Annotated in this window: 18 protein-coding genes; 9 read left to right on the top strand and 9 right to left on the bottom strand. The window is 36.8% G+C overall.

Features of this window, described 5'->3' with window-relative positions; translation table 11 throughout:
- Nucleotides 1–214: 214 nt before the first annotated feature.
- Both ACT5E3_RS09290 and ACT5E3_RS09285 read right to left on the bottom strand, forming a co-directional pair.
- Complete coding sequence (locus ACT5E3_RS09290) at nucleotides 215–2,713, bottom strand: ABC transporter permease (RefSeq protein ID WP_444998030.1); 2,499 nt, start codon at nucleotides 2,711–2,713, stop codon at nucleotides 215–217.
- 37 nt (nucleotides 2,714–2,750) lie between these two features.
- Nucleotides 2,751–3,428 (bottom strand): ABC transporter ATP-binding protein, encoded by a 678-nt coding sequence (locus ACT5E3_RS09285; protein WP_444998029.1) that lies wholly within the window; start codon nucleotides 3,426–3,428, stop codon nucleotides 2,751–2,753.
- A gap of 38 nt (nucleotides 3,429–3,466) precedes the next feature.
- On the opposite strand from ACT5E3_RS09285, the gene ACT5E3_RS09280 reads away from it, so the two are divergent.
- Nucleotides 3,467–4,159 carry an arylesterase gene (locus ACT5E3_RS09280; RefSeq protein ID WP_444998028.1) on the top strand — a complete coding sequence of 231 codons (693 nt, stop codon included), beginning with the start codon at nucleotides 3,467–3,469 and terminating at the stop codon, nucleotides 4,157–4,159.
- Nucleotides 4,160–4,458: 299 nt separating this feature from the next.
- Entirely contained in the window at nucleotides 4,459–5,664 is a 1,206-nt protein-coding gene (gene megL / locus ACT5E3_RS09275; RefSeq protein ID WP_444998027.1) for a methionine gamma-lyase, read from the top strand.
- Between the two features lie 100 nt (nucleotides 5,665–5,764).
- On the opposite strand, the gene ACT5E3_RS09270 is transcribed toward megL, so the two are convergent.
- Nucleotides 5,765–6,562 (bottom strand): hypothetical protein, encoded by a 798-nt coding sequence (locus ACT5E3_RS09270; RefSeq protein ID WP_444998026.1) that lies wholly within the window; start codon nucleotides 6,560–6,562, stop codon nucleotides 5,765–5,767.
- A 214-nt stretch (nucleotides 6,563–6,776) separates the two neighbouring features.
- Between ACT5E3_RS09270 and ACT5E3_RS09265 the strand changes: the two genes are divergently transcribed.
- The gene (locus ACT5E3_RS09265) at nucleotides 6,777–7,712 is read left to right on the top strand and encodes a peptidylprolyl isomerase (RefSeq protein ID WP_444998025.1); all 936 of its coding nucleotides are present in this window, start codon (nucleotides 6,777–6,779) and stop codon (nucleotides 7,710–7,712) included.
- A 101-nt stretch (nucleotides 7,713–7,813) separates the two neighbouring features.
- On the opposite strand, the gene ACT5E3_RS09260 is transcribed toward ACT5E3_RS09265, so the two are convergent.
- Nucleotides 7,814–8,038, bottom strand: coding sequence for an amphi-Trp domain-containing protein (locus tag ACT5E3_RS09260; RefSeq protein WP_444998024.1), 225 nt, complete (start codon nucleotides 8,036–8,038; stop codon nucleotides 7,814–7,816).
- A 403-nt stretch (nucleotides 8,039–8,441) separates the two neighbouring features.
- On the opposite strand from ACT5E3_RS09260, the gene ACT5E3_RS09255 reads away from it, so the two are divergent.
- On the top strand, nucleotides 8,442–9,527 hold the full coding sequence (locus ACT5E3_RS09255) for a LysM peptidoglycan-binding domain-containing protein (protein WP_444998023.1): 1,086 nt from the start codon (nucleotides 8,442–8,444) through the stop codon (nucleotides 9,525–9,527).
- Here the strand turns inward: ACT5E3_RS09255 and ACT5E3_RS09250 are convergent.
- Nucleotides 9,511–10,716 carry an aspartate aminotransferase family protein gene (locus ACT5E3_RS09250; protein WP_444998022.1) on the bottom strand — a complete coding sequence of 402 codons (1,206 nt, stop codon included), beginning with the start codon at nucleotides 10,714–10,716 and terminating at the stop codon, nucleotides 9,511–9,513. The two genes, ACT5E3_RS09255 and ACT5E3_RS09250, sit on opposite strands and share 17 nt — an antisense overlap.
- A gap of 221 nt (nucleotides 10,717–10,937) precedes the next feature.
- Here ACT5E3_RS09250 and astA point away from each other — a divergent pair, with 221 nt between their 5' ends.
- The 4 genes from astA (at nucleotide 10,938) to ACT5E3_RS09230 (ending at nucleotide 16,341) form a co-directional block, all read left to right on the top strand.
- Entirely contained in the window at nucleotides 10,938–12,056 is a 1,119-nt protein-coding gene (gene astA / locus ACT5E3_RS09245; RefSeq protein ID WP_444998021.1) for an arginine N-succinyltransferase, read from the top strand.
- A 111-nt stretch (nucleotides 12,057–12,167) separates the two neighbouring features.
- Nucleotides 12,168–13,505 carry an N-succinylarginine dihydrolase gene (gene astB, locus ACT5E3_RS09240; protein ID WP_444998020.1) on the top strand — a complete coding sequence of 446 codons (1,338 nt, stop codon included), beginning with the start codon at nucleotides 12,168–12,170 and terminating at the stop codon, nucleotides 13,503–13,505.
- Nucleotides 13,506–13,623: 118 nt separating this feature from the next.
- Nucleotides 13,624–14,961 (top strand): dicarboxylate/amino acid:cation symporter, encoded by a 1,338-nt coding sequence (locus tag ACT5E3_RS09235; protein ID WP_444998019.1) that lies wholly within the window; start codon nucleotides 13,624–13,626, stop codon nucleotides 14,959–14,961.
- A gap of 816 nt (nucleotides 14,962–15,777) precedes the next feature.
- A complete protein-coding gene (locus tag ACT5E3_RS09230; RefSeq protein WP_444998018.1) occupies nucleotides 15,778–16,341 on the top strand; it encodes a MarR family winged helix-turn-helix transcriptional regulator in 564 nt (187 codons plus the stop codon).
- Between the two features lie 68 nt (nucleotides 16,342–16,409).
- On the opposite strand, the gene ACT5E3_RS09225 is transcribed toward ACT5E3_RS09230, so the two are convergent.
- The 4 genes from ACT5E3_RS09225 to ACT5E3_RS09210 all read right to left on the bottom strand — a co-directional run bounded on the left by ACT5E3_RS09225 (nucleotide 16,410) and on the right by ACT5E3_RS09210 (nucleotide 22,529).
- On the bottom strand, nucleotides 16,410–18,335 hold the full coding sequence (locus tag ACT5E3_RS09225; protein WP_444998017.1) for a prolyl oligopeptidase family serine peptidase: 1,926 nt from the start codon (nucleotides 18,333–18,335) through the stop codon (nucleotides 16,410–16,412).
- Nucleotides 18,336–18,392: 57 nt separating this feature from the next.
- Nucleotides 18,393–19,037 carry a thiopurine S-methyltransferase gene (tmpT, locus tag ACT5E3_RS09220; RefSeq protein ID WP_444998016.1) on the bottom strand — a complete coding sequence of 215 codons (645 nt, stop codon included), beginning with the start codon at nucleotides 19,035–19,037 and terminating at the stop codon, nucleotides 18,393–18,395.
- Between the two features lie 21 nt (nucleotides 19,038–19,058).
- Nucleotides 19,059–20,189 carry a protease SohB gene (gene sohB / locus ACT5E3_RS09215; RefSeq protein WP_444998015.1) on the bottom strand — a complete coding sequence of 377 codons (1,131 nt, stop codon included), beginning with the start codon at nucleotides 20,187–20,189 and terminating at the stop codon, nucleotides 19,059–19,061.
- Between the two features lie 159 nt (nucleotides 20,190–20,348).
- Nucleotides 20,349–22,529 (bottom strand): hypothetical protein, encoded by a 2,181-nt coding sequence (locus ACT5E3_RS09210; RefSeq protein WP_444998014.1) that lies wholly within the window; start codon nucleotides 22,527–22,529, stop codon nucleotides 20,349–20,351.
- 594 nt (nucleotides 22,530–23,123) lie between these two features.
- Between ACT5E3_RS09210 and ACT5E3_RS09205 the strand changes: the two genes are divergently transcribed.
- Entirely contained in the window at nucleotides 23,124–25,046 is a 1,923-nt protein-coding gene (locus tag ACT5E3_RS09205) for a PrkA family serine protein kinase (protein ID WP_444998013.1), read from the top strand.
- The last annotated feature ends 7 nt before the right edge of the window (nucleotides 25,047–25,053 follow it).

Raw genomic sequence — 25,053 nt, 5'->3', positions numbered from 1 at the left:
ATAATAAGACTAGACTAAAAAGTCCCCTCACAACCAACTAATTAATCATATTTTAGAGATGGTTGACGGTTCACCCTCATCAGGAAAAAGAACTCACCTTTTTTATTTTATGGCGATTTACCCCAGCGGAGTCAACAAAAAATTTAGCTTTTTTAAATTTTATTGTCTACAGCCTAATAATTATTAGCATAAATGCTGGTTAAAATACAATCAACTAGGAACTTTCTCCTTGTCTAAGTAAGCTAACAGGTGAAGGTTCTGTCACTTTTTTTACCCCTTTCCAAGAAGCCGCTAACATTAAAATTAAAGTGGCCACAGGTAATGTAATCCAGAGATGCCAATGGAATTCAAATGGAATTTCAAAAACCTGTTGATACAGCACAAATGTAATGGATTCAACAGCGAAAATAGCCATTGCCGATGATAATAGCGCTATCCAGAGATATTCAAAACGAAAACTTTTCTCGATAAACCCTTTACTTGCTCCTAATGTTCGAAGAATCGCAGAATGCCGATATTTTGCTTCAAAAGTATGTTCCATTGCAGCCCACAATAAACCTAAACCAGCCGCAACCACAAATATCATGATCAACTGAATCGCACCAGACACTTTTCTTATAATACTTTGAATTTCATTTAAAATCAGATCGAGTTCAATTATCGTAACACTTGGATAAGATTTAACCATTTCGGCTAATAAAGTTTTTTGCGCCTTTGCTAAACGAAAGCTGGTAATATAAGTCGAACTAAATTGAGATAAAGTTCCAGGTTTAGCAATAATATAAAAATTAGGTGTGAAGGTTTGCCAATCAATTGAGCGAATATTACTGATAGTCGCGCTCCATGTATCAGCACCAATTGTAAAGTTAAGCTTATCTCCAATTTCTAAATCTAATGCATCCGCCATTTTCTCTTCAATTGAAATCTGAATCTTTTCCTTATCATCGGACCATCCCCATTCCCCTTTAACAATTTTATTCCCTTTAGGCAGTTGGTCAGTCCAAGTAATGTTTAATTCACGTCTTAATGAATTATGTTGTTGCCCTTTTTCAGATACCGAAGTTTTAACATCTTCATCATTCACACCAGTTACGCGACCTCTAATCATCGGATAAAGTCCTGAAAAACTTAAACCTTGCTGATTAAAAAATACCTTAAGTTGCTCCACTTCTGATGGTTTTACATTCACCATAAAATGGTTGGGCATATCATCCCCTAAACTCTGCTGCCATTTAGCTAACAATTCACTTTTAACTAACACAATTAAAGCAATGACAAAAATAGTAATACTAAAAGCCAGTAAATGCAGTAGAGTAACACCTCTATTAGCATCTAACTGGCGCAAACTAAAATTAACGGCGGCACTATGACTGTTAGCCATTCGCTTTAGTAAACGCAACACAACAACCGCAATTAACATAAATAATAGTGTGACAATCACAAGCCCTACTAATACCGTTAAAAGTAATTTTAAGTTCGCCATTTGTAACCACATAACAAAAGTTAAAGTAGCAATTGATAAGCTATAAACCAACCAACTATTCAAACTCATTGGCATTAACTGGCGACGCAATACACGCATAGGAGGAACAGATTTTATCTGGATTAATGATGGAAAAGAAAAACCAAACAACAGTATCACCGATGCAATTAATGGTAGTACTAAAACAGAATACTGAGCAGCGGGTAAATCCTCAATAAACTGTTCGGCTAAAGTGGCCACTAAAATTTCTTGAATGATAATCCCGATCGCTCCACCAAATACAACTCCACAAAAACAAACAAGGCCTAAAATATAAGCAAATATTCTTAAAACTTGTCGATTAGTCATACCAAAACAACGCATTAATGCGCTGGTATCAAATTGTCTGCGCGCATAACGATTAGCAGACATTGCGATAGTTACTCCCAATAAAATCATAGTCAACAAACTAGAGAGTCCAATATATTTTTTGCTTCTTGTTATAGCAGAACCAGCAATGGGCGACTCTTCAAATACACTTCTTAAGCGCTGACTAGTTGTTAGTTTACCTTTCAAATAATTAGAAAATTGCTGTATTGATTGATTATCACCAGCAAATAAATATAAATAATTAATTCGGCTACCGGGCTGAACAACCTGTGTAGACTCAAGATCATCAATATTCATAATTGCAGCAGGCGCAATGTTAAATAACGTACTATTTTGACCTGGCTTTAACATAATAACACCACCAAAACCAAGTTCAGTATAACCGAGTTCAATGCGATTTCTTTCTGTTAAATCAAGTAAATTATAAATTCTTGGTTCGACCCAAATTTGTCCTTTATCAGGGTTGCCTTTAGCAATTCTTGAATTCAAAAAAGGCGTATCTGCAATTTCAATTCGACCTTTTAATGGATAGTTTTTTGAGACCGCTTTAATTGAAGATAACTGTAATTTTTCATTCGCAAAAAGTACACTAGAAAACTCAACACTAATTGCACGTTGCAATTTTAGTTGTTCGGCATAATCAAGCCATTCCTGTGAAATTTTTGCGGGCGAGGATATTACTAAATCAGCGCCTAAGATATCAGCCATTTCTCTGGTGGTTGCACTTTCTATACGATCAATAATTAAATAAATAACGCTAATTGATGCCATTGCTGTACACATTGCAAATAGCAAAACCAGCAGATCTCCACGGCGCCAATCACGTTTAAAAATTCTTAAAGCAACCTTAAATAACAACATCTGGTTTAACATAAATCCAAGTCTCAATGATTAATTTTTATGACGAATGATTATTACGACTGACTATTTTCCCACCACTTAAAGTGATTGACTGCTGACACAAACCAGCTAAATGAATGTCATGAGTCACTAACACTAAAGTAGTATTTAATTCTGCATTTAATTCAAACATTAGCTTGATAATTTTTTCTCCTGTGGCAGTATCTAAGTTACCTGTCGGTTCATCTGCTAATAATAATTTGGGCTCAGTAACAAAAGCTCTAGCAATGGCTACTCGCTGTTGCTCTCCACCAGAGAGTTGGTTCGTGTAGTGATTTAACCGCTCGGCTAATCCAACTTTTTGCAACATATCAGTCGCCTTAGCTTTTGCCTTTGAATCGCCTCTCAACTCAAGCGGCATCATCACATTTTCTAATGCTGTTAGGCCATTAATTAATTGAAAGCTTTGAAAAACAAACCCCAAGTTTTCTTTTCTCAAATAAGCTCTCTGCTCTTCAGTTAAATCAAAAATAGATGTCTGGTTTAACGAGACAGAACCTGCTGTCGGCGAATCAAGCCCTGCCAATATGCCTAATAATGTTGTTTTACCAGAGCCTGACTCGCCTAAAATAGCCATGCTCTTCCCTTCATCTAAAGAAAAACTAATGTTCTCTAAAATAGTTAGTTGATTCTCACCGGTTAATACTCGTTTGCCTAAATTAGTAGCGGTTAACATTTATACACTCATTTATATTATTCAAATTGAAACTAAATATGGTAAATTGCTTTTATGTATTCAATTATATTAATTCATTATTGATGAAAGCTCTTTTATTTACTGTAACATTTTTATTAAGCTATTTGTTTACACCGCAAGCACTTTGGGCGGAAGAAACATCAAAACAACAAGCTTCTCAGCTAACAACCATTCTTGTTTTTGGCGACAGCCTGAGTGCAGCATACAATATAAAACGTGAAGAAGGATGGGTTAGTTTGTTACAAGATTTTGTAACAGAGCAAAATAAACAGGTGAAAATTGTTAATGCTAGCATTAGTGGCGAAACAACATCTGGAGGATTAGAAAGATTAACCGCTCAACTTGACTCTACACAGCCCCAAATTATTATTATTGAACTGGGTGGAAATGATGGTTTACGAGGTTTTGATCTCGCAACAACTCGCTCTAATTTGGCCAAAATGATTAATATTAGCCTGAATCGCAATATTAAAGTCATACTAACTGAAATACAGCTTCCTCCTAACTTTGGGCGCACTTACACCAAGCGTTTTTCACAAATTTATAAAGAGTTAAGTCAACAAGCTAATGTTACATTAATTCCCCAATTTTTAAATAAAGTAGGCACCGATAAATCACTCATGCTGCCAGATGGTATACATCCCAACGCTAAGGGGCAGCCAATACTCATGCAAACAATTTGGCAGTACTTATCCCCACTTTTAGAATGAATCTCGCTCTATAAAATACTGACTAAAGTAATCAATTAGTCGAGTTTGCCATATTAAGATAATGTTTTAAGCACAATTATCTGGATTTCTTTAAGAATAAGCAAAGGAATGTACGCCTCAGTCTTTATATAATTCCTTAAAAAAAACAAAAAACATTTTTTTATTTCTTTTTTACGCAAAAACTCAAAATTTAATTGCACAAAACTCAAACAACAATATACTTATAGTCTGCAAACCCAACAAACAGCTAAGCTTTTATTAGGCAAATTGCTAATATTTCAAAATATTCAGGTGGTTTTATGACAAACTCAAGACATTTAGATACCAAAACAATTCACGCTGGAAAAATCAAAGATAATCAATTTGGCGCCTTAAGCACGCCAATATTCCAAACATCCACTTTTATTTTTGAAAATGTTGAACAAGGTTCTGCTCGCTTTATGGGTGAAGAAGAAGGTTTTATTTACGGACGATTAGGTAACCCTACGGTTCGTGAGTTAGAGCAACGTATGGCTGCATTAGAACTGACAGAAGACGCTGCCGCCTTTGGCTCTGGAATGGGGGCAGTATCAGCAACGCTACTGGCTAATTTACGTAAAGGCGATCATCTAGTAGCTTCTGCGGCACTTTACGGTTGCACTTTTGCACTACTTAACCATAAATTTGCTGACTTTGGTATCGAGGTCAGCTTTGTAGATATGACCAATGAAGAGGCAATTAAAGCGGCGATTAAAGATAATACAAAAGTTATTTATTTTGAAACCCCTGTTAATCCTAATCTGGTTGTTATTGATATGGAAATGATAGCTAAAATAGCAAAAGAAGCAGAGCTAGTGTCCATTGTTGATAATACGTTTATGTCTCCAGCCCTACAAAATCCTGCTGAGTTTGGTATTGATCTAATTATTCATAGCGCAACCAAATACCTTAATGGGCATGGTGATGTCATTGCAGGCATTACCTGTGGTAGTAAAGAGCAAATTGAAAATATCAAATTAACCACTTTAAAAGATATGGGTGCGGTCATGAGTCCTCAAGATGCTTGGTTAGTGATAAGAGGTCTTAAAACTTTATCAGTCAGAGTAGAAAGGCATTGCAGCAATGCGATGAAAGTCGCTCAATATCTGGAAGCTCACCCCAGGATAAAACAGGTTAACTACCCCGGGCTAGCTTCTCATCAAGGTTACTCACTGATTGGCAGACAAATGCGAGCAGGCGGTGGCATTATGGCGTTTGAAATTGAAGGGACTTTTGATGATACAGTCCATTTTATGAATAGCCTTAAAATGTGCTCAATTGCAGTGAGTTTAGGTGATGCTGAATCACTGATCCAGCATCCGGCATCAATGACACACTCCCCTTACGAGCCAGAAGAAAGAGATGCTGCAGGAATTAGCGAAACTTTAGTCAGGCTATCAGTCGGTTTAGAATATGTTGAAGATATTATTGGTGACTTAGCACAAGCTTTAGAGTCAATGACAAATCGAATCAAACAGGTTATTTAAATTAGCTTTATCTCGTTAAACCAGCCTTACTCAATATTTTGAGCAAGGCTATAGACCATTACAATAATGACTCACTTGCCTTTAGTCTACCTTATAATCACTAATCAACATTGAGCCCAACACACTGGTTCATTTGTGAAGTATAATTAATGTCACTTGTTACAACTAAATTAGAAACGGTGATCTGACAATCTGTTGCGGTAGAGCCTGTAGCAGTATCCATAACAAAATAATAGCCATCACTTTCAGTGAGCGTTGTCGTTGCTATATTAGAATTATTAGAATTGCTGACAGTAACTTCTACTGCATTACCTGAGCCAGAAAATGAGGCCATAATCGATCCTTTCCAACGAGTAGTTTGGCTTGAGTCAAATATAACGACTTGATTACCAACGCCTGCAAAATTCGTGTTGAGTCCCGAACCAGGGCCATATTTGCTTTCAATAAAATCCACTTCAACAGTATTTGACCAAGGATCACGATACATCCAAAATGAAAGCCACTCAATGCCATCTGGGCCATGACAAGAGTCGGAGATATCAAAATCAAAATTAATTGCAGTAATAGCGCCATCACCAACTGTAAACTGACAACTATCATGAGTGCTAACGGTTCGACAGTCATTACCTGCAGTCATAGTAATGCTGTTCGCTGTTGATTTAAAATAAGACTGCCAATTATCATTGCACTGCTTTCCTTTATTCATGCAACCAAGCGTTCCATATTTTCCACAAGGCGATCCAGTAAAAAGTTGACCAAAACTTGTAGTAGTGTTCTCATCACTTAAATTTTCATTTGTCGGTATCTTCGTATTTTTACAGCTGACAAGCCCCAGACAAACCAGAGCAATAAATCCAAAAACTTTATGTTTCTTATTTAAATCTATTATTATTTTCATTTTATCTTTCCTTTTAAATTTAATCGCATAAAAAGAGTCACGCTAAACCTACCACTAAAAGTAGCAGCTCAATTGGAATTATTCTTATTATTTGTATCCCCCGAATAGATAACTCTTTTGCAAAAAAACAACAAAAAACAGATAAAAAATAATTACGTTAATATTCTTGCATAGCAATACGAAGACTTGCACATTGTCTTAGAATTAAATTAAGATGGCCCCACAATACGACAAAAAATTAAAAAAAATGATAAAAAAACAACAATTATCTCTAATATGGGTAATCATAATATGTGCCAACATTTTCTCATTTGTCAACGCAAAGGAGTCATTAACGAGCCATAAAGTACTAGAGTCAAGTAACAGTAAAGATTGGCGAAATCCTAAGCAAGAAAACTTAATTTATATGGAACTGGACAAAGGTACTGTAATATTTGAATTGGCGCCTACCTTTGCGCCTAATACTATCAATAATATCCATCAATTAATTAACGCCAAATATTTTGATGACTCAGCCTTTATTCGCTCGCAGGATAATTATGTTGTTCAATGGGCAAACCCAAAACCCAAAGTAAAGGCGAGTCAGTTAGCCAAAGAACAAATTGAGGCAGAATTTTTTCGCTCCCGCAAAGGAATAAAAATAGCTTCAGTCAATAGCCAAGATGCTTATGCCGACAAGGTCGGCTTTGTTGATGGTTTTCCTGTGGGCTACAACTCTCAACATGCATGGTTGACTCACTGTTATGGCATGCTTGGTGTAGGTAGAGATACTAATCCTAATAGTGGTAATGGTGCTGAGCTTTATGTGGTGACTGGCCATTCACCACGACATTTAGATAAAAATGTCACTCTAGTTGGCCGAGTGCTTTGGGGAATGGAATTATTATCAACTCTGCCGCGCGGCAAAGGTTCAATGGGCTTTTATCAAAATCCCTCAGAACATACAAAAATAAAAAGCCTCCGTTTAGGTAACCAGCTACCCAAAGAGAAGCAACTGCAACTAGAAGTTTTACGAACAGACACTCCAGTATTTCAACAATTTGTAAAAGCCAAAACTCACCGTCTAGAAAGTTGGTTTGTTGATCCTACAGGTAAAATAGAGTTATGTAATATTCAATTACCAATACGAGAAATCAAAAATAGTAATTAGTGTAATTCTTTCATTATGCTGTTCACTCAATATCCGTGCGCGGACGCTTTTAAACAGCGCCGCGACTACTAAATTAAAAGCCAAAAATTGAGCTTTCTTCACTACTCATTTTCCCACTTAATTTGAAACTCAATTTCTTCACTGTTACCTTCCCGTTCGTGTTCAATATTATATTTAGCTCTCACAGGCACATAAATTCTTTCACCTGCAATTTGAATTTCAAATTTTTCATCGTTTTCTAATGCGTCAGCTAATCGTCTAAGTTTTGCTACAAATTCTGTAGTAGAATATTCTTTTTCGATATCTCTTTCTTTTTTTGTACTCATTATTACCTTCCATCTTGTGTCAATTTAAAACAAGACTCTAGCATATAAGAATATCGTCAAAAACTCATTTAATGTAATTTTTAATGAATATATAGACCCTAGTGAAAAATTAAAAATCGATAAATAATAAGTATTGCGACAAACCAAACAACCAATGAAAGCATGATTCTATGCATTTATTTATCTAATTTAGTGATGTTTGTACGATACCTGCCAGCGTCAATAGTCGACTTGTCTGTTTTCTACTTTTTAAATTAAAACTCTTAGCTCTTTTTCTTTATAGTTATTGAACTATAATCAGTAATCAGTATTGATAGGTTATTTCTGCAATTAAATGCTATAGAAGAATTGACTCAATTCGTTTATTTATATTTCATATACGTTCCCCAAAGGAGAACAACTCATGTCAATAGCTCTAAAATACACTATTTTACCTGGAGACACCTACTGGGGATTAGCTAACAAATTGAATCAATGTGCTGGTGTTACATGGGAAAAAATAATGGAAGTAAATCCTGGTATATCGCCTAAGTATTTATCACCAGGACAAGTTATCAACATTCCCAAAGCATCTTCTAATGAAGTCATATTACATTACACCATTTTAACAGGAAACACCTATTACGATATTGCACAATGTCTCTCAAAAACAGCCAATATCACAGTCGCGGATATTGAATCTGCCAACCCTCAAAGCAAAGCAGAACAACTCATATCCGGTCAATTGATTAATATTCCAATTGTCACTGCCAACCATGAAGGTCAACTACCAGTTAACACTCCAGAGCATATTGGTTACTACGACTGGACCTGGTCTCCTACTAAAGCAACCGATGGGGCAACCTTAAGTGTCTCATTCAGTGGGTGGGCTGATCCCAAAACAGCCCTAGAAAATAGCCAGCATCTTTTGCATAAATTGATTGGGAAAAAATACCTTTGCCTAGGTGGAGGTAATCATAATGGTAGTTGGAGTAGTTCAGTGATAAATGCTGTTAATGACGCAATTCATAATAATCAATTCGCTCAATACGATGGCCTTGCCTTTGATATTGAAATAGGAGATACCAACCTTGAGAATCAATTTGAGTCAATGTTTTCAGCGGCCAAAAGACAAGGCTTATCAGTATTAGTCACTATTAGCCACTCAGCTCCATATGGTATAAAAAACGCGTCACAATTGATGGAAAGTTTTTTTTCTAGTGAAAGTATAGATATGCTATCTCCCCAACTCTATACCACAGGACGTGAATCAAAAAATGATTATGCAATGAGCCAAGGTGTTCAATGGCAGTATTATAAAAACGCAAAACCTGAAATTGTAGTCAGTATTGTCAACTCAACAATGTATGAAGATGCTTTTAAGTATTTTTCTACCCAAAAAGTGACGCTAAAAGCGTTACATTGTGTGGGCAAAAACATAAGATCAGTATATAGAGTAAACTGGTTAAAAAAACCAGTTTACTCTCATCTAATTACTCAACAATTTTAGCGACGGCTTTTTCAAAAGCAGCCATTCCTTGCTCAATTTCTGCTTCGGTAACAACCAAAGATGGCGCAAAACGGATAACATTAGGACCAGCCATCAAAATCATTAAGTTTTCTTCTAAAGAAGCAACCATAAAGTCACGAGCACGCCCTAAATATTTTTCATTCAACACAGCACCAATCAAAAGTCCTTGACCTCGAACTTCATCAAAAACATTATATTTTTCATTAATCATTTGTAGTTTAGTTTCGTATAAAGCACGCTTTTCTTTTACACCATTCAACAAGCTAGGCGCACTAATTAAGTCAAAAGCTTTGCTTGCAACAGCACAAGCGAGTGCATTACCGCCATAAGTGCTACCGTGGGTACCAACTTTTAAAGACGCAGCAAATTTATCTTTAGCTAACATAGCACCTATAGGGAAACCACCGCCTAATGCTTTTGCACTGGTTAAAACATCGGGCTCAACACCGTATCCCATGTAAGCAAATAATTCACCGGTACGCCCCATACCTGTTTGTATCTCATCAAGCACCATGACAGCATTAAACTTGTCACATAATTCACGAACTTTTTGCATAAAAGCTTGTGTCGCAGGAATAATTCCACCTTCTCCTTGAACCGGTTCAAGTACAATCGCACAAGTTTTATCTGAAACCGCATTTTCCAACATTTCAAGATTATTATATTCTAAATGTGTAATCCCCTGAGGTAGCGGCTCAAACCCTTCCGTATATTTAGGCTGCCCCCCCACACTCACAGTAAATAATGTTCTACCATGAAAAGATTGCTTAAAAGAAATGATTTCATTTTTATCACTACCAAAATTTTCTGAAGCATATTTACGGGCTAATTTAAATGCCGCTTCATTTGCTTCTCCTCCCGAATTGGCATAAAAAACCTTATCTGCAAAAGTGGCATTAACAAGTTTTTGTCCCAATTCAAGTGCCGGCTCATTCGTAAAAACATTACTTAAATGCCACAACTTATCCGCCTGCTCTTTTAATGCACTAACGAGTTCAGGGTTACAATGACCTAAAGCGTTAACCGCTATCCCTCCTGCAAAGTCGATAAACTCTTTACCGTCTTTATCCCAAAGCTTGGCCCCTTTCCCTTTGACTGGAATTATTTTTAATGGTGAGTAGTTAGGTACCATAACTTCATCAAAAGTCTCACGCGATACGTTCGTCATGTTTTTTTCCTGTAATTACAATTCAATTGGTATTAGATATAACACTGTCTTGCTAGACTTGGGTATCATCGCTAATTTGAGCATCAGTTTCCACCCTTCGGCTCATCTTTTTTAACAAAATAAAGATTATTATTAGCTCCCAGTTCTCCAAGGTAGAAATTAGTGACTGATTCTGTGAAAAATTCACAATAATTATATAAAAACCATCCTTAAGTCAGACAATGGCAAAAAAATTTACCGATTTAGCTTTTACCTTAGTTAACGAACTTGCGTATAATAGCTGCCCACTTGAAAATCAGGAATACAGGAGAAATAGCCAGATGATGGTAATCCGTCCGGTCAAAATGGATGATCTTGAAGATATAGTCGGTTTGGCTGCGAAAACAGGTACAGGATTAACAACCTTACCTCATAATGAAGCGCATCTAAAAAGAAAAATCCAAGATTCGATTGACGCTTTCAATAAAACAGAGGGCAACCCATCTGATGAGTGTTATTTATTTATTCTGGAAGATACAGAAAGCCAGCAAGTTGTTGGTACAAGTGGCATTGTTGCAGCAGTTGGCAGCACCCAGCCATTTTATACCTACAAGCTCAATACTGAGGTACATTATTCAAAGTCATTGAATATTTACCGTAAGCTCAACTTTTTAACACTAACGAATGACTTTACAGATGCTTCTGAAATATGCACCTTATTTTTATCTCCAGACTTTCGTGGCGGAGGGAATGGTATTTTATTATCAAAATGTCGATTCTTATTTATGGCACAACACCCTAAACGTTTTGGTGACAGAGTGGTTGCCGAAATGCGTGGCTTTTCAGATGACAACGGGCGTTCACCTTTCTGGGAAAGCTTGGGCAGACATTTCTTTGGTATTGACTTTGACACCGCCGATAAAGTGAATGGTGAAGGTAATTATCAATTTATCGCTGAATTAATGCCATACCATCCAGTTTATGTACCCATGCTCACTGCTGAAGCCCAAGCAGCTATAGGCAAAGTTCATGCTCAAACCAGACCAGCAGTGCAAATGCTAAAAGCTGAAGGTTTCCGCTATACAGGCTATGTTGATATTTTTGATGCTGGACCAACAATAGAAGCCCCTATCACTGAGGTCAACTCAGTGAAAGAAAGCTTTGAACTAGAAGTTAATATCGACGATACCCCAGCAAAGTCGGCAACCAATGCTATGATAAGTAATACTAAACTAAAGTCATTTAGGGCTTGCCTAGCCAAATTAGAGGCGCCTATGGCACATAAAATTAACGTAAACTCAGAATTAGCAGACGCCCTAATGCTAAAACAAGGTGACAGTGTTAGAGTGAGATTTTATTAACGCCTGCTGTAACTTTATATTATCAATATTATCAATTTCATAAGTGAAAGGTCTTCCACTTACCCAAGCGACCACATTTGTAAATATAAACTGATTTAAAAGAGTATTAACATGCGAGCTTTTGAAGTTAACTTTGACGGTCTTGTCGGACCAACTCATAACTATGCGGGATTATCAGTGGGTAATGTCGCTTCATTAAAAAATGCTGATCAAGCATCTAATCCCAAACAAGGGGCATTGCAAGGTCTAGCCAAAATGAAAGCCCTATCGGATATGGGCTTAAAACAAGCAGTACTACCTCCACTTGAACGTCCAGATGTTAATACTTTACGTTTACTGGGTTTTAAAGGAAGTGACGCAGAAGTTATTCAACAAGCTTCACAACAAGCTCCAGCTATATATGCAGCAACCTGCTCTGCATCAAGTATGTGGACAGCTAATGCTTGTACTGTTTCTCCCAGTGCAGATACTAAAGATGCTAAAGTTCATTTTACTGCGGCCAACTTATCTAACAAATTTCACCGCTCAATTGAATCACCAACAACTTCACGAATACTAAAAGCAATCTTTAGTAACGATGCTCACTTTGTCCATCATGAACCTTTGCCACTAGGTGATCATTTTGGTGATGAAGGTGCGGCGAATCACACACGGTTTTGCACCGATTATCAATCAACTGGCGTAGAGTTTTTTGTTTACGGCAAATATGCTTTTGATGCAACTAAACCAGCACCAAAGAAGTTTCCAGCACGTCAAACATTTGAAGCTTCTCAAGCAATCGCACGCTTACATGAATTATCAACTAATAAAACAGTTTTTGCTCAACAGCACCCAGATGTTATTGATGCTGGGGTATTTCATAATGATGTTATTGCGGTAGGCAATCAAAACTGTCTGTTTTACCATGAAAATGCATTCTTAAATACTGAGCAAGTGTTGAGTGATCTACAAAATGCTTTTGGTGAACAACCACTTCATTTTGTAATGGTCCCAGAACAACTTGTTAGTGTAAAAGATGCAGTACATTCTTATTTATTTAATAGCCAATTAGTTACACTTGGCCCCGATCACATGGCAATCATTGCTCCTGGAGAATGTCATGAGAATGAAAAAGTAAAATCCTATCTGGATAGCGTTATCTTGGCAGATAACCCTATCAAAGAAGTCAAAATATACGATGTTAAACAAAGTATGCAAAATGGTGGTGGTCCAGCTTGTTTAAGACAGAGAGTCGTTTTAAATGAAACCGAATTAGCAGCAACGAATCATTCTGTTTTTATGAACGAACAACTGTTCTCGACACTGAATAACTGGGTTGAAAAACACTATCGAGACACATTAACTGAAAAAGATCTTGCCGATCCACAATTGTTGGAAGAGTCACGTTCTGCATTAGATGAATTAACACGAATATTAAATTTAGGTTCAGTTTACCCATTTCAGCTTTAATTCATAAAAATTGGGGGTAGAAACTTCACCTCTGCCCCAATAGCTTCTCTTTAGTTTCAGTGCTGAAACTGTTAATCTACTTAATAATTAACCTAAAAAAATAACAAAGGGAATAATCATGAGCTTAACCCAAAAAGTGATAATCGCAATGGTTGTTGGCCTTATAGTAGGCTTGATTATCAATATAGCCAACTTGAATACCGACGGCTCTTTTATCAACCAATATTTTGTTAATGGTTTCTTTCATGTTGTAGGAACGATGTTTGTTAATGCACTGAAAATGTTAGTTGTCCCCTTGGTTTTATTTTCTCTTATATGCGGTGTTTGTGGCATTGGGGATATTAAATTACTTGGCAAAATCGGTAGCAAATCTTTTGCTTTGTACATGTTAACCACAGCTATTGCTATTGCAACAGCAATTATTATTGCTGCCGGTTTAGGCATTGGCGAAGGAATTAATGCCCAATCAAACGCTGCTTTTACAGGAAAAGAAGCACCAGCATTATCTCAGGTACTAATCAATATTGTGCCAAGCAATCCAATTGCAGCAATGGTAAACGGTGATATGTTATCAATTATTTTCTTTGCGATTTTAGTCGGTATCAGTATGCTAATGGTAGGAAAAAAAGCCAAGTCATTAATTGAAGCCACAGAACTACTTAATGAAGTTATGATGAAAATGGTTAATATTGTTATGACCGCTGCGCCTTATGCTGTATTTTGTTTGCTTGCAAAAGCGATTGCCAACTTAGGTCTCGAACTTTTACTACAACTTCTTAGCTATGTCGCCGTACTTGTAGGCGCTTTATTATTTCATTTGTTTGTTACACTACAAGCTGTACTAAAAATTTTTTCACGTTTAAGCCCCATTATATTCTTAAAAAAAATGCGTAACACGCAAGTGTTTGCTTTTAGTACATCAAGCTCTAATGCAACCATCCCCGTTACATTACGCACTGTAACCGAGCGTTTAGGCGTTAACAATTCTGTCGCTTCATTTACTATTCCTTTTGGAGCAACAATTAATATGGATGGCACTGCCATCATGCAAGGCGTAGCAACTGTTTTTATTGCCAATGTGTATGGCGTTGACTTAGGTATTTCAGGATACCTTACAGTCATTCTCATGTCAGTATTAGCGTCCATTGGTACCGCAGGAGTTCCTGGTGTTGGTTTAATTATGTTATCAATGGTTTTTGCTCAAGTAAATTTGCCAGTAGAAGGTATTGGTTTAATTCTAGGCGTTGATCGTTTACTTGATATGCTCCGAACAGCCGTTAATGTTTCTGGCGATGCGGTTGTATCCAGCGTAGTTGCTAAGAGTGAAGGTAAACTTAATATCGATATATACAATGATCCTGAAGCAGGTGTTTTAGATGGAGATGAAACAGAGCTTAACCTTAAGACCGAAAAAGCACTCGCAGATGTTGTCGCAAAAACTCATGACAAAAACTAGAGTACCTATTACCCTAAATTAACTTATTATTACTACTCAAAATTAATGCCGCTTAATCTTGCATTGATTTTGAGTTAAGATTTAAATTCATCATATTTATCGATAACAACCAACTGAAATTTTGTTAATTAATAAATGCCATTTCTACTTATAAACGAACTTTTATAGCTGTTTTTTTTGATGATAAAACCACTATAAACAAGAAAGCTAAACCAATGGGTCCAAACGGATTAAAACAGCCACCTTTTCTAGTTTTGACTGGCAATTATTTATACATACTGACTACGCATTTTGATTTAAAATACATTTTGCCTCGATATTATTTTACTCACCACAGATACACTTAAAAAAACTCATTAGATTGACCAATTTAATATATAAAAAAGCGAAAAACTGAATACCTATATAGCTTTTTGATATAAAAAGAAAATGTGTGTTAACAACCCAAAAAACGGAATTTACAGGAAAAACAATCAGTAAAAAAACAGTATTTCTTTACTTATTTTTTATAAGCTCTTTTATTTAAAGAAAAAAATATCACTAACAGGCAAAAGTTTATAAACAATACAATGTAAAGTGTAAAAACTTTACAACTTATACAAGCATAAAAATATTGCTTTTAATTAGGTATAACAATAAATAAAAACAAAAAGCATCACAAAAGAGCTATAATGCCTTCCCTTGCGTATAAAAATAAAAATAACAGCCCAATTTGGTTTCGCTTCTAAATAAATTTTATCCAAGTTTAAACTGAATGCTGTTTACGCCAATGTGTTAAAAACAAAAACAATATACTCATTAGATAGGTTGAATAAAATGAAAAATGTCTGCAAAACATATAATCTACTAGAACGTATCAGTACATTACTTCGGAGTGAAATAAGGCATAAAGGAGTTCAACACGGACTTCACCCTGTACACTTAGAAGTACTAAGTTACCTGTCACGTTGTAACAAATTTAGTAATACACCAGCAAGTGTATCAGAGTATTTAGGCGTTACTAAAGGCACTATTTCTCAATCTATAAGTTTGCTTGAATCTAAAGAGTTACTGGTTAAAGTAGCGGATAAAGTTGATCGTCGAGTCATTCACCTCAACTTAACGGAAAAAGGAAAAAACTTGATTGAAGATACAATGCCTCCAAGCAGTTTTACCAACTCTTTAGATAAACTGTCAGACGATGAAGAGAATACACTACAATGGCAGCTCGAATCATTATTAAAAGATATACAAAGCAGCCGAAATAAATCAAGTTTTTCAATTTGCAAAACTTGCACTTACAACGAACCCAAAACGCCAATTTTATTTTATTGCAAGCTGCTTAAAGAAGAGCTTCCAAGACAATGTGGTGAGTTGATTTGTAAGGAACATAAAGAATAAAAAACATATAACACGTAGTGTGTTTGAGTTCATCGAACACACTACAAACAGCAACTAATAAAATTTAATTAACCCAAGTTATTTATTTTTAATGTCTCAATATCTTCGTCAGACTTTATTCCCAATATTTGACGATAAAAATCCAATTCAGCATTAAATGCTTTAATGATTGTTGAAGCCTGACGAAAACCATGCCCTTCTCCATCAAACAAAATATAAGCATAAGGTAGTTTCTTTTTATCGAGTGCTTCAACCATCGCTTCGGCTTGATTAGGCGGTACAACTTTATCATCGGCTCCTTGCAAAAGAAGTACAGGGCAAGAAAGCTTGTTGGTGAAATGAATTGGTGAGCGCTCTTGATAAAGGGCTTTAGCTTCTGGGTAAGGACCAACAATTTTATCTAGATATCTTGATTCAAATTTATGGCTGTCAGAAGCGAGAGACTCTAGATCGGCCACTCCATATCGACTCATGCCGGCAGCAAATACATCAGTAAATGTTAATGCACATAAAGTGGTGTAACCACCAGCACTACCTCCTCGAATGAGTAAACTTTTTGCACACGCTAATTTTTTTTCAACTAAATATTTTGCAGCTGCAACACAATCTTCAACATCAACAACTCCCCATTGCCCAGTTAACCTTTCTCTATATTTTTTGCCGTAGCCAGTACTACCACTATAGTTAACATCAACAACAGCAAATCCTCGATTAGTCCAAAACTGGACTCCTGCATCTAAAGAATTTTCACAATAAGATGTTGGGCCACCGTGACTCATTACAATTAAAGGTGGATAAGTATTTTCTGGTGCCTCATAGGCCGCATTTTTAGGAGGATAATAAAAGGCAAAACATTGGCGTTCAGCCTCAGACTTAAACTGAATTGGCTGAGCGACACTAATATCTTCAACAGGCAAGGCAAAAGAAGAAGTCTCACTGAGCAAAAAACACTTTTTCGACTGTATATCGTAACGGTACATAGCAACTTCAACCGCTGGTCCTGCGGCACAAAAATAGAGAGAGTTTTCATCCCCTAATAATGGTCCCGAGAATTGTTTAAATGGAAGAGGAATAGGCTCAATATGTCCGGTTTTAGGATCGATATGGTTTAACTGCTGCTGACCAGCTTCAAAATTTAAAGCATATAAAGTACCGTCAGCGTTAATCACATAAGTCCCGAGCCCAAAAACCCATTGAGGTACACTAAAGTCTCTATCAATCGGTGTTAATGCATTCAATATGCCGTCACGATGGGAATATATATTTGACCACCCACTCGCATCACTAATGTAATGTAACACACCATTAAATCCCCATTCGGGTTGAAAAATGCATGTAGAATCCCCGCCAGTTACATGATGTTTAGCATCAACACTTCCATCAGAATGCAGATCGGCTAACCAAAGCTCAGCAGAATCCCACGGCATATCGGGTCTGTTCCAACAAGTCCAGCAGATTCTATTACCAGCTTTAGTCACTCTTGGAAAACTATAGAATTCAAAATTAGAGTCTACAACTTGTACAGTTCCTTCTTGTAAAAAAATGCAGACTAATTCATTTGTCACCTGATTATTATGGTGCGTTTCTCTTACTGCAAATAAATAATCTCCATTTGGAGAAACACAAAAATCAGCATAGCGACACTTTTTATTGATATCTATTGGTGTGACAGCTTTTATTTCGTCATCAAAAACATAAACTCTATTATCATCAGCATTAGAAAAATAAACTTTTCCATTTGAAACAAGAAAATCTCCACCGCCATACTCGTGAACTTTTGTTCGAACACTAATATTAGCAGGCAAAACTTCTTCCCGAGAATTATCCGGATTGCATTTAACAAGCACACCCCGACCTTTTTCTGAAGCCCTCACTTCTAACCAATACAAACAACCATTATCTAAATCCATATGGCCATATCGTTTACCTTTATTAGCCAATATATCGGCGGTTAATTCTGATGACCAACTACCATAAGGTTTTATTGCTTTCATTTTTTATTCTCTATTTATTGCAGTCTATCTGTTGCTCAATTGGTGCTTATTCTGTGCTTACCAGCGAATAAAATAAGCACACTCATTTAAGTAATTTAACCCTTTCGCTTCAAATTTTGGCTCAACAGAAATAATATTTTTGGAATAAAGCTTTTCACATTGAGCAAAATTAAATAGCTGGGCGATCTCTTTTTGTTCAACACTAAAAGGAGGACCTTGCATTACCTGTTGATCATATTCGAGCGCAATCAGTAACATATTAGCTTGGCTAAATAGCTCGTGCATTTTTCGTACGTAACTGGCTCGCATTTCAATCGGTAGCGCTATTAATGCTGCTCGGTCATAAATATGACCACATGAAGAAACATCAAAAGCACTTAGATTAAAATAATCTCCGACTAATATTTCAATTGCTTCGCTCGAATATGAATCGAACTTTCCTCTTGCGTTCAACTCAACAGTCAGTTTTTGCTCTTTAAAAAAGTCATTGACTGCTTTAGCGCTTAACTCAACGCCTAAAGTATTAACGCCTTGATTAGAAAAAAACATTATGTCATTAGTTTTTCCGCACAAAGGAATAAATACACTTGAGCTATCAGCAAAGACTTTATCGGCATATTTTTTTAGCAGAGGATGAACCTGCTGCAAGTGAAAACCTGTTTCTTGTTTTTGCCATTTATCCAACCAAAATTGAGCCTGCATATTGTTTTCCACTAATATTATTTAGCTTTTAAACAAACGTGATTCAATGCTTTTTTTCCAAACAGATAAAAAGCCTTTCTCTACTGCTGACTGAACAGAAAAAGACAATCTTTCTGACAATGGCTTTTTGATTTGATAAGTTACTTCAAAAACATCGTAAGAATCGGCAAAACTCATAACAAAGTCATCACTGGTTTGAATAACATCAATCAAACCTAATTTTAATGCCTGAGTACCATACCAGTGCTCGCCAGTTGCCACTGTATCAACAGCTAATGTTGGTCGATTATCGGTAATGAACTGTTTAAACAACTCATGTGTTTCTTGCAGCTCCTGTTTAAATTTTGTTCTAGCTTCATCGGTATTTTCTGCAAACATCGTTAAGGTACGCTTATAATCACCTGCGGTATGCTGCTCATAATCAACTTTATTGTGTTTTAACAACCGATGAAAATTAGGGATTTCTGCAACCACGCCAATAGAACCAACAACCGCAAATGGGGCTGCAATAATTTTATCTGCAACACACGCCATCATATAACCACCAGATGCAGCCACCTGATCTACAGCCACAATCAGCTCTAATCCAGCTTCTTTAATTCTTGTAAGTTGTGATGCCGCAAAACCATAGGCATGAACCATTCCACCGGGACTTTCCAAACGTAATAAAACTCTATCGCCTTTCTCTGCTGAGCTAACAATAGCTGAAACTTCTTCTCTTAGATTTTCTACTTCAGAAGCTTCAACATCACCATAGAAATTCAAAACGAACAAACGTTTCTTATGTTCATCAGCTTCATCAGCTTCTGCTGTTTCATCTTCACTATCGGTACTATGATCACTCTTCGCTGATAGCTTCTTACTCTTACTTGCGGCTTTTAGGGCTTTCTTCTTATCTTTCTGCTCCGCTTTTTCCTTCTTCTTTTTTTCTTTCAGTAATAATTTATACTCATCCTCACTCAAAATTTCTTTCAGCATATCTTCCTTAACTTCCGCGATTTCTTCCGAAAGATTAACAACTTCTATTTGCCCTTCTGCACTTTTCTTATGTTTTTGTCCAGCATTTGCAATTGCCCCCAAAACAAGAATAATTGCAAGCACAATGGTAACCGCTTGCGCTAAAAACATGCCGTATTCAGCTAAAAAATCCAAATATCACCTCGATGTATTAATCAATTAATTAAAACGCAACTACAATAGTCGGCTGATTTTACGGGAAAATACGCTGGGAATAAACTAAAAGCCACTAGTATAATCGTAGCTTTTAGTCATTTGAGAAAAGATAGGGGTGTTAATCTTTTGTAATACGTCTTACTGAAGCAATAAAGAGGTATTGCTAACTTGTACAGCCTTACTGCCAACCGGGGATGATAAAAAGCTAGCAATTTGCTTTTGCATCTCAAGGGTAATTTCAACACCTTCAGCAGGAGAAAGCACCGAAGAGTGTCCACCCGTGTTAAAGCGAGTAAATAACCTTTCTCCAGAGAATACCCCTGGCTCAGAGGCATTGACATGAGCTAGTTCCATAAAACTGGCCAGCGGAGTAGTGCCAGATTGAGGTGCATTCTCTACCATAGTTGGAACAACTTGGTCATTAGCGACCTGCAACATTAAAGTTGGAATACCATTAGCCACTGCAAATGCAGACTGACTAGCAGGATCCATCGAATCGATAGCTGTTTGAATGGCAAACATAAATGAGCTGTAATCTTTGCTAGGATAAGTAATCCCCTTAGCCGCTAAGCCGGCTCGAATGGATGGACCAAATGCCGGCGAAGCATCTAGCATTAATGCAATTCCTCCTGATGGGTTAGCCAGTACAGCCGACTCAACATAATCAGCATGCGCTAAAAAGCCAGTACCAATTATTCCACCAAGGGAGTGCCCCATAAACTTAATATTGAATCGATCAAAATCAGGTATATCGTCATTATCAATATCCATTGTAGGTATCGCTTTCTCTAATGCTAATAAATCTAAAATAGCCTGCCGACCATTATCTCTGGTCACTAATAAATTAGACAAATTGATAGCATGAGTACCAGAAGGATCGGCAATACCATCAGGCACAGGCTGACCATTGGAATCAACATAATCCACTCCAAAAGTCCGTTCTCTTACAGCCCCTTGTTCATAACCTTCAAATAACCCTATTGCTCCACCAGATGCCTGTTGTAACCCCAGGTGTACAAGATTATCTGCAGCTATTCCATGAATGGGTAAATCCATTGCAACAACGGCAGTGCAGGTAGGTGGTGCCGCCATAGTATCGGCAATACCGAGCATAGAAGTACGATTTGAGGTGATACCATGCTGGAATATCATAACAGGGTAGCCAGCAGCAGGCTTTGTACAACCTAATGAAGCTTTTGGCATTGAAACTAACAATGGCACCATTTCTGTGCCTGTTACAGCTGCAAGTTTATTTGCATAAGTCGTTACGTCGCCAGCAAATGGGTTAGGTATACTTCCTCCTTGACCGTCAGGAAATGCAGCAGCACCTCTAAAGAAATCATTTAATACCGAAAGTGGATCCGCTTGTCCTGGATGACTTGGGTTGCCAAGGCTATCAGGTGCTGTTAGATAGTAATTTAAACCAAATTCGCCTTTGTATAAATCAGCAGCTCCAATTTCAGTAAAAGGAAAGGTATCTGTAAATAAAGAGCTAAAGCTTGTATGTGGCGTACCGCCTGCAGCGAGAAACCCATCAATATAAACCAACTTACTTGTGGTCACTAAATCACCAACAGATTGAACCGTAAACTGAAAGCTCATAATTATGTCTTCTTTTGCCTGTCCAGCAGCATCGACGGCATTTTCCATCGCATTGACTAACTGACGCACAGGTTCTAAACCAGCTGTTGGAGAGTTTGCCGAAATAGGCGTTGTACCTTTGGCTATTTCATATTGACCATCAGCCACTACCGCTTGGTTATTAGTATCAGTAATGCCGTTAGTAACGACCACTACGTAGCTTGCTTGCTGTTTTAAAGGACGTAACGGAACAACAGCAACGGTCAACTTTTGGCTATATGCAGCAATAAAATCAACACCCGGAGTCAGTTCTCTAACGACACTAGTTACCGGACCAGTAGGAACAATAACGCCTGTACCAGGGATCGCCTCAGGACGTAAAACATTCACCTGATACATTCTTACACTGCTACCCGGTATGACCGTTTGGGGTAATATATCAATTCCGGCCTCAGGCGAAGCAAAAGAAAAGCTAAATGGTGCAGTAGCAGACCAACCATCTAACGAGCTGATTGCAACCAAAGGATCACTAAAATCAGTTGGATCATCAACGGTTGGGTTGAGTGTTAAATTAGTTGTATCTTTAAAAACGAGATCATTAGGTAAAGGAATTTTACTAGTGCTCGGTTGGTAAACAACCTTAGTTTTATTCGGTATTGAGGGTTCTTTTGGGCTATCACTACAACCGATCAAACTAATTGCACTTGATATAATCAGTCCCAAAACGCGCTTTTTCATGTATTTCTCCCAAAATGGCCTAAATGAGGTATAAAGCCCTGCTTACCATTATATTATCGATATTCTCCTGATAGAACACATCGGAGTACCATTACATAATTCCAATCCTACTCAATATTAGCTCATAATATCAAGTGTTCAGACCAGTTAAATTGAATTATTCTAACAAACCAATCAAATTATTGAGATACAAGTTAATTCACAATCTCAATATCATTTCTTATTGCTGTGCCGCAACAATCAATGTCTTAACAATCAAAATATTAGTATAAAGCCGATAAGAGTCTTTTTACTAAATAAAAATTTACATTTAATAAATATTTTAGATGTAACAATCTCTCAACATTATTTGTCTTAAATTAGGAACGAAAAATTACTTGTAATAAAAAAATGTTAAATTTTTTTGATCTAATACAGCAAATTTTTATGAACAGAGCTAAGCTTAAGTTAAGTCCAATGAATTCTCTTGACTGAGATTTTTTTGGAAAATTTGAAGAGTTGTTTTGACTTTTCATAAAGTTCGGTTCTTGCTTTCTTAAATAATAAGCTAGCTTTAGTAAGTTGGTGATTCTACTTCAATTAATGGAGACAGAAATGACGATTTTTAATCAATATCAACAACGCTATGAAAGCCAACAACAAGAAGAATATACACTTTCAGAGTATTTAGAATTATGTAAAACAGATCCCTCCGTCTATGCCAACGCAGCAGAAAGAATGTTAATGGCAATCGGCGAACCAGAAAAAATAGACACCTCTAAAGATCCTAGACTTAGCCGGATCTTTTCTAACAAAGTCATATCAAGTTACCCTGCTTTTAAAGAGTTCTATGGAATGGAAGATGCAATTCAACAAATTGTTTCTTATTTCACGCATGCCGCTCAAGGGCTAGAAGAAACCAAGCAAATTTTATATCTACTTGGACCCGTTGGTGGAGGTAAATCATCATTAGCAGAAAAACTAAAAAGTTTGATGCAAAAACAGCCTATTTATGCAATCAAAAACTCACCGGTTTTTGAATCTCCCCTTGGCTTGTTTAACCCCGACGAAGATGCCGACATATTATTAAAAGAATATGGTATCGCAAAACGCTATTTAAATAATATTATGTCCCCCTGGGCAGTCAAGCGCTTACATGAATATGGCGGTGATATTACTCAGTTCAAAGTGGTAAAAATCATGCCCTCCATTCTCGACAGAATAGCCATTAGCAAAACAGAGCCAGGTGATGAAAATAACCAAGATATTTCCTCTTTAGTCGGAAAAGTAGACATTCGTAAACTTGAAAATTTTTCTCAAAATGATCCTGATGCTTATAGTTATGACGGCGCATTATGTCGAGCTAATCAAGGCCTAATGGAATTTGTAGAAATGTTCAAAGCACCGATCAAAGTGCTTCACCCATTACTAACGGCAACTCAAGAAGGTAACTTCAATGGCACCGAAGGCATGTCAGCAATGCCATTTCAAGGCGTTGTGCTAGCCCATTCAAATGAATCAGAATGGACTAGCTTTAGAAATAACAAAAATAATGAAGCCTTCTTAGACAGGGTTTATATTGTCAAAGTGCCGTACTGTTTAAGAACGAGTGAAGAAGTAAAAATTTATCAAAAATTGTTAATTCACTCTTCATTACATGATGCCCCCTGCACTCCCAATACACTACCAATGCTGGCACAATTCACTGTACTTTCTCGCATTGCAAAACCGGAAAATTCAAGCATTTATTCAAAAATGAAAGTCTATGATGGAGAAAGTTTAAAAGACACTGATCCCAAAGCTAAATCCTATCAAGAATACAGAGATTATGCTGGTGTTGATGAAGGTATGAATGGGCTTTCGACTCGCTTTGCATTTAAAATACTTTCACGAGTATTTAACTATGATCAAACGGAAATTGCAGCTAACCCTGTACACCTTTTGTATGTGTTAGAACAACAAATTGAAAAAGAACAGTTTCCACAAGATACTCACGAAAGATATTTAGCTTTTATAAAAGAGTTCCTTGTTCCGAATTATGTTGAATTCATTGGAAAAGAAATTCAAACGGCTTATTTAGAGTCATACTCTGAATATGGACAAAACTTATTTGATCGATATGTCACTTACGCAGATTTCTGGATACAAGATCAAGACTTCAGAGACCCTGAAACAGGAGAAAACTTTGACCGCTCTCAACTTAATGAAGAGTTAGAAAAAATAGAAAAGCCTGCTGGCATATCTAACCCCAAAGATTTTCGTAATGAGGTAGTTAACTTTGTATTAAGAGCAAGGGCAAACAACCAAGGACGGAACCCCAAATGGACCAGTTACGAAAAATTACGAGGTGTCATTGAAAAGAAAATGTTTTCCAATACAGAAGACTTGTTACCTGTTATTTCTTTCAATGCTAAATCTTCAACTGAAGATAGTAAAAAACACGATAACTTTGTCAATCGTATGGTGGAAAAAGGATATACCAAAAAACAAGTTCGATTACTATGCGAGTGGTATTTGCGAGTCCGTAAGTCTTCTTGAACAAAGG

It is taken from the genome of Aliikangiella litoralis (genome assembly GCF_052495765.1).
This window is presented reverse-complemented; position numbering and strand designations above follow the sequence as displayed.

Bases quoted from the DNA above. Each gene is read 5' to 3' on its own strand.
- ACT5E3_RS09225 (WP_444998017.1), bottom strand. From the start codon at position 18,335: ATGAAAGCAATAAAACCTTATGGTAGTTGGTCATCAGAATTAACCGCC.
- astB (WP_444998020.1), top strand. From the start codon at position 12,168: ATGCGAGCTTTTGAAGTTAACTTTGACGGTCTTGTCGGACCAACTCAT.
- ACT5E3_RS09290 (WP_444998030.1), bottom strand. From the start codon at position 2,713: ATGTTGTTATTTAAGGTTGCTTTAAGAATTTTTAAACGTGATTGGCGC.
- ACT5E3_RS09280 (WP_444998028.1), top strand. From the start codon at position 3,467: ATGGTAAATTGCTTTTATGTATTCAATTATATTAATTCATTATTGATG.
- ACT5E3_RS09260 (WP_444998024.1), bottom strand. From the start codon at position 8,038: ATGAGTACAAAAAAAGAAAGAGATATCGAAAAAGAATATTCTACTACA.
- ACT5E3_RS09270 (WP_444998026.1), bottom strand. From the start codon at position 6,562: ATGAAAATAATAATAGATTTAAATAAGAAACATAAAGTTTTTGGATTT.
- ACT5E3_RS09255 (WP_444998023.1), top strand. From the start codon at position 8,442: ATGTCAATAGCTCTAAAATACACTATTTTACCTGGAGACACCTACTGG.
- ACT5E3_RS09230 (WP_444998018.1), top strand. From the start codon at position 15,778: ATGAAAAATGTCTGCAAAACATATAATCTACTAGAACGTATCAGTACA.
- ACT5E3_RS09235 (WP_444998019.1), top strand. From the start codon at position 13,624: ATGAGCTTAACCCAAAAAGTGATAATCGCAATGGTTGTTGGCCTTATA.
- ACT5E3_RS09210 (WP_444998014.1), bottom strand. From the start codon at position 22,529: ATGAAAAAGCGCGTTTTGGGACTGATTATATCAAGTGCAATTAGTTTG.
- megL (WP_444998027.1), top strand. From the start codon at position 4,459: ATGACAAACTCAAGACATTTAGATACCAAAACAATTCACGCTGGAAAA.
- astA (WP_444998021.1), top strand. From the start codon at position 10,938: ATGGCAAAAAAATTTACCGATTTAGCTTTTACCTTAGTTAACGAACTT.
- tmpT (WP_444998016.1), bottom strand. From the start codon at position 19,037: ATGCAGGCTCAATTTTGGTTGGATAAATGGCAAAAACAAGAAACAGGT.
- ACT5E3_RS09205 (WP_444998013.1), top strand. From the start codon at position 23,124: ATGACGATTTTTAATCAATATCAACAACGCTATGAAAGCCAACAACAA.
- ACT5E3_RS09265 (WP_444998025.1), top strand. From the start codon at position 6,777: ATGGCCCCACAATACGACAAAAAATTAAAAAAAATGATAAAAAAACAA.
- ACT5E3_RS09285 (WP_444998029.1), bottom strand. From the start codon at position 3,428: ATGTTAACCGCTACTAATTTAGGCAAACGAGTATTAACCGGTGAGAAT.
- ACT5E3_RS09250 (WP_444998022.1), bottom strand. From the start codon at position 10,716: ATGACGAACGTATCGCGTGAGACTTTTGATGAAGTTATGGTACCTAAC.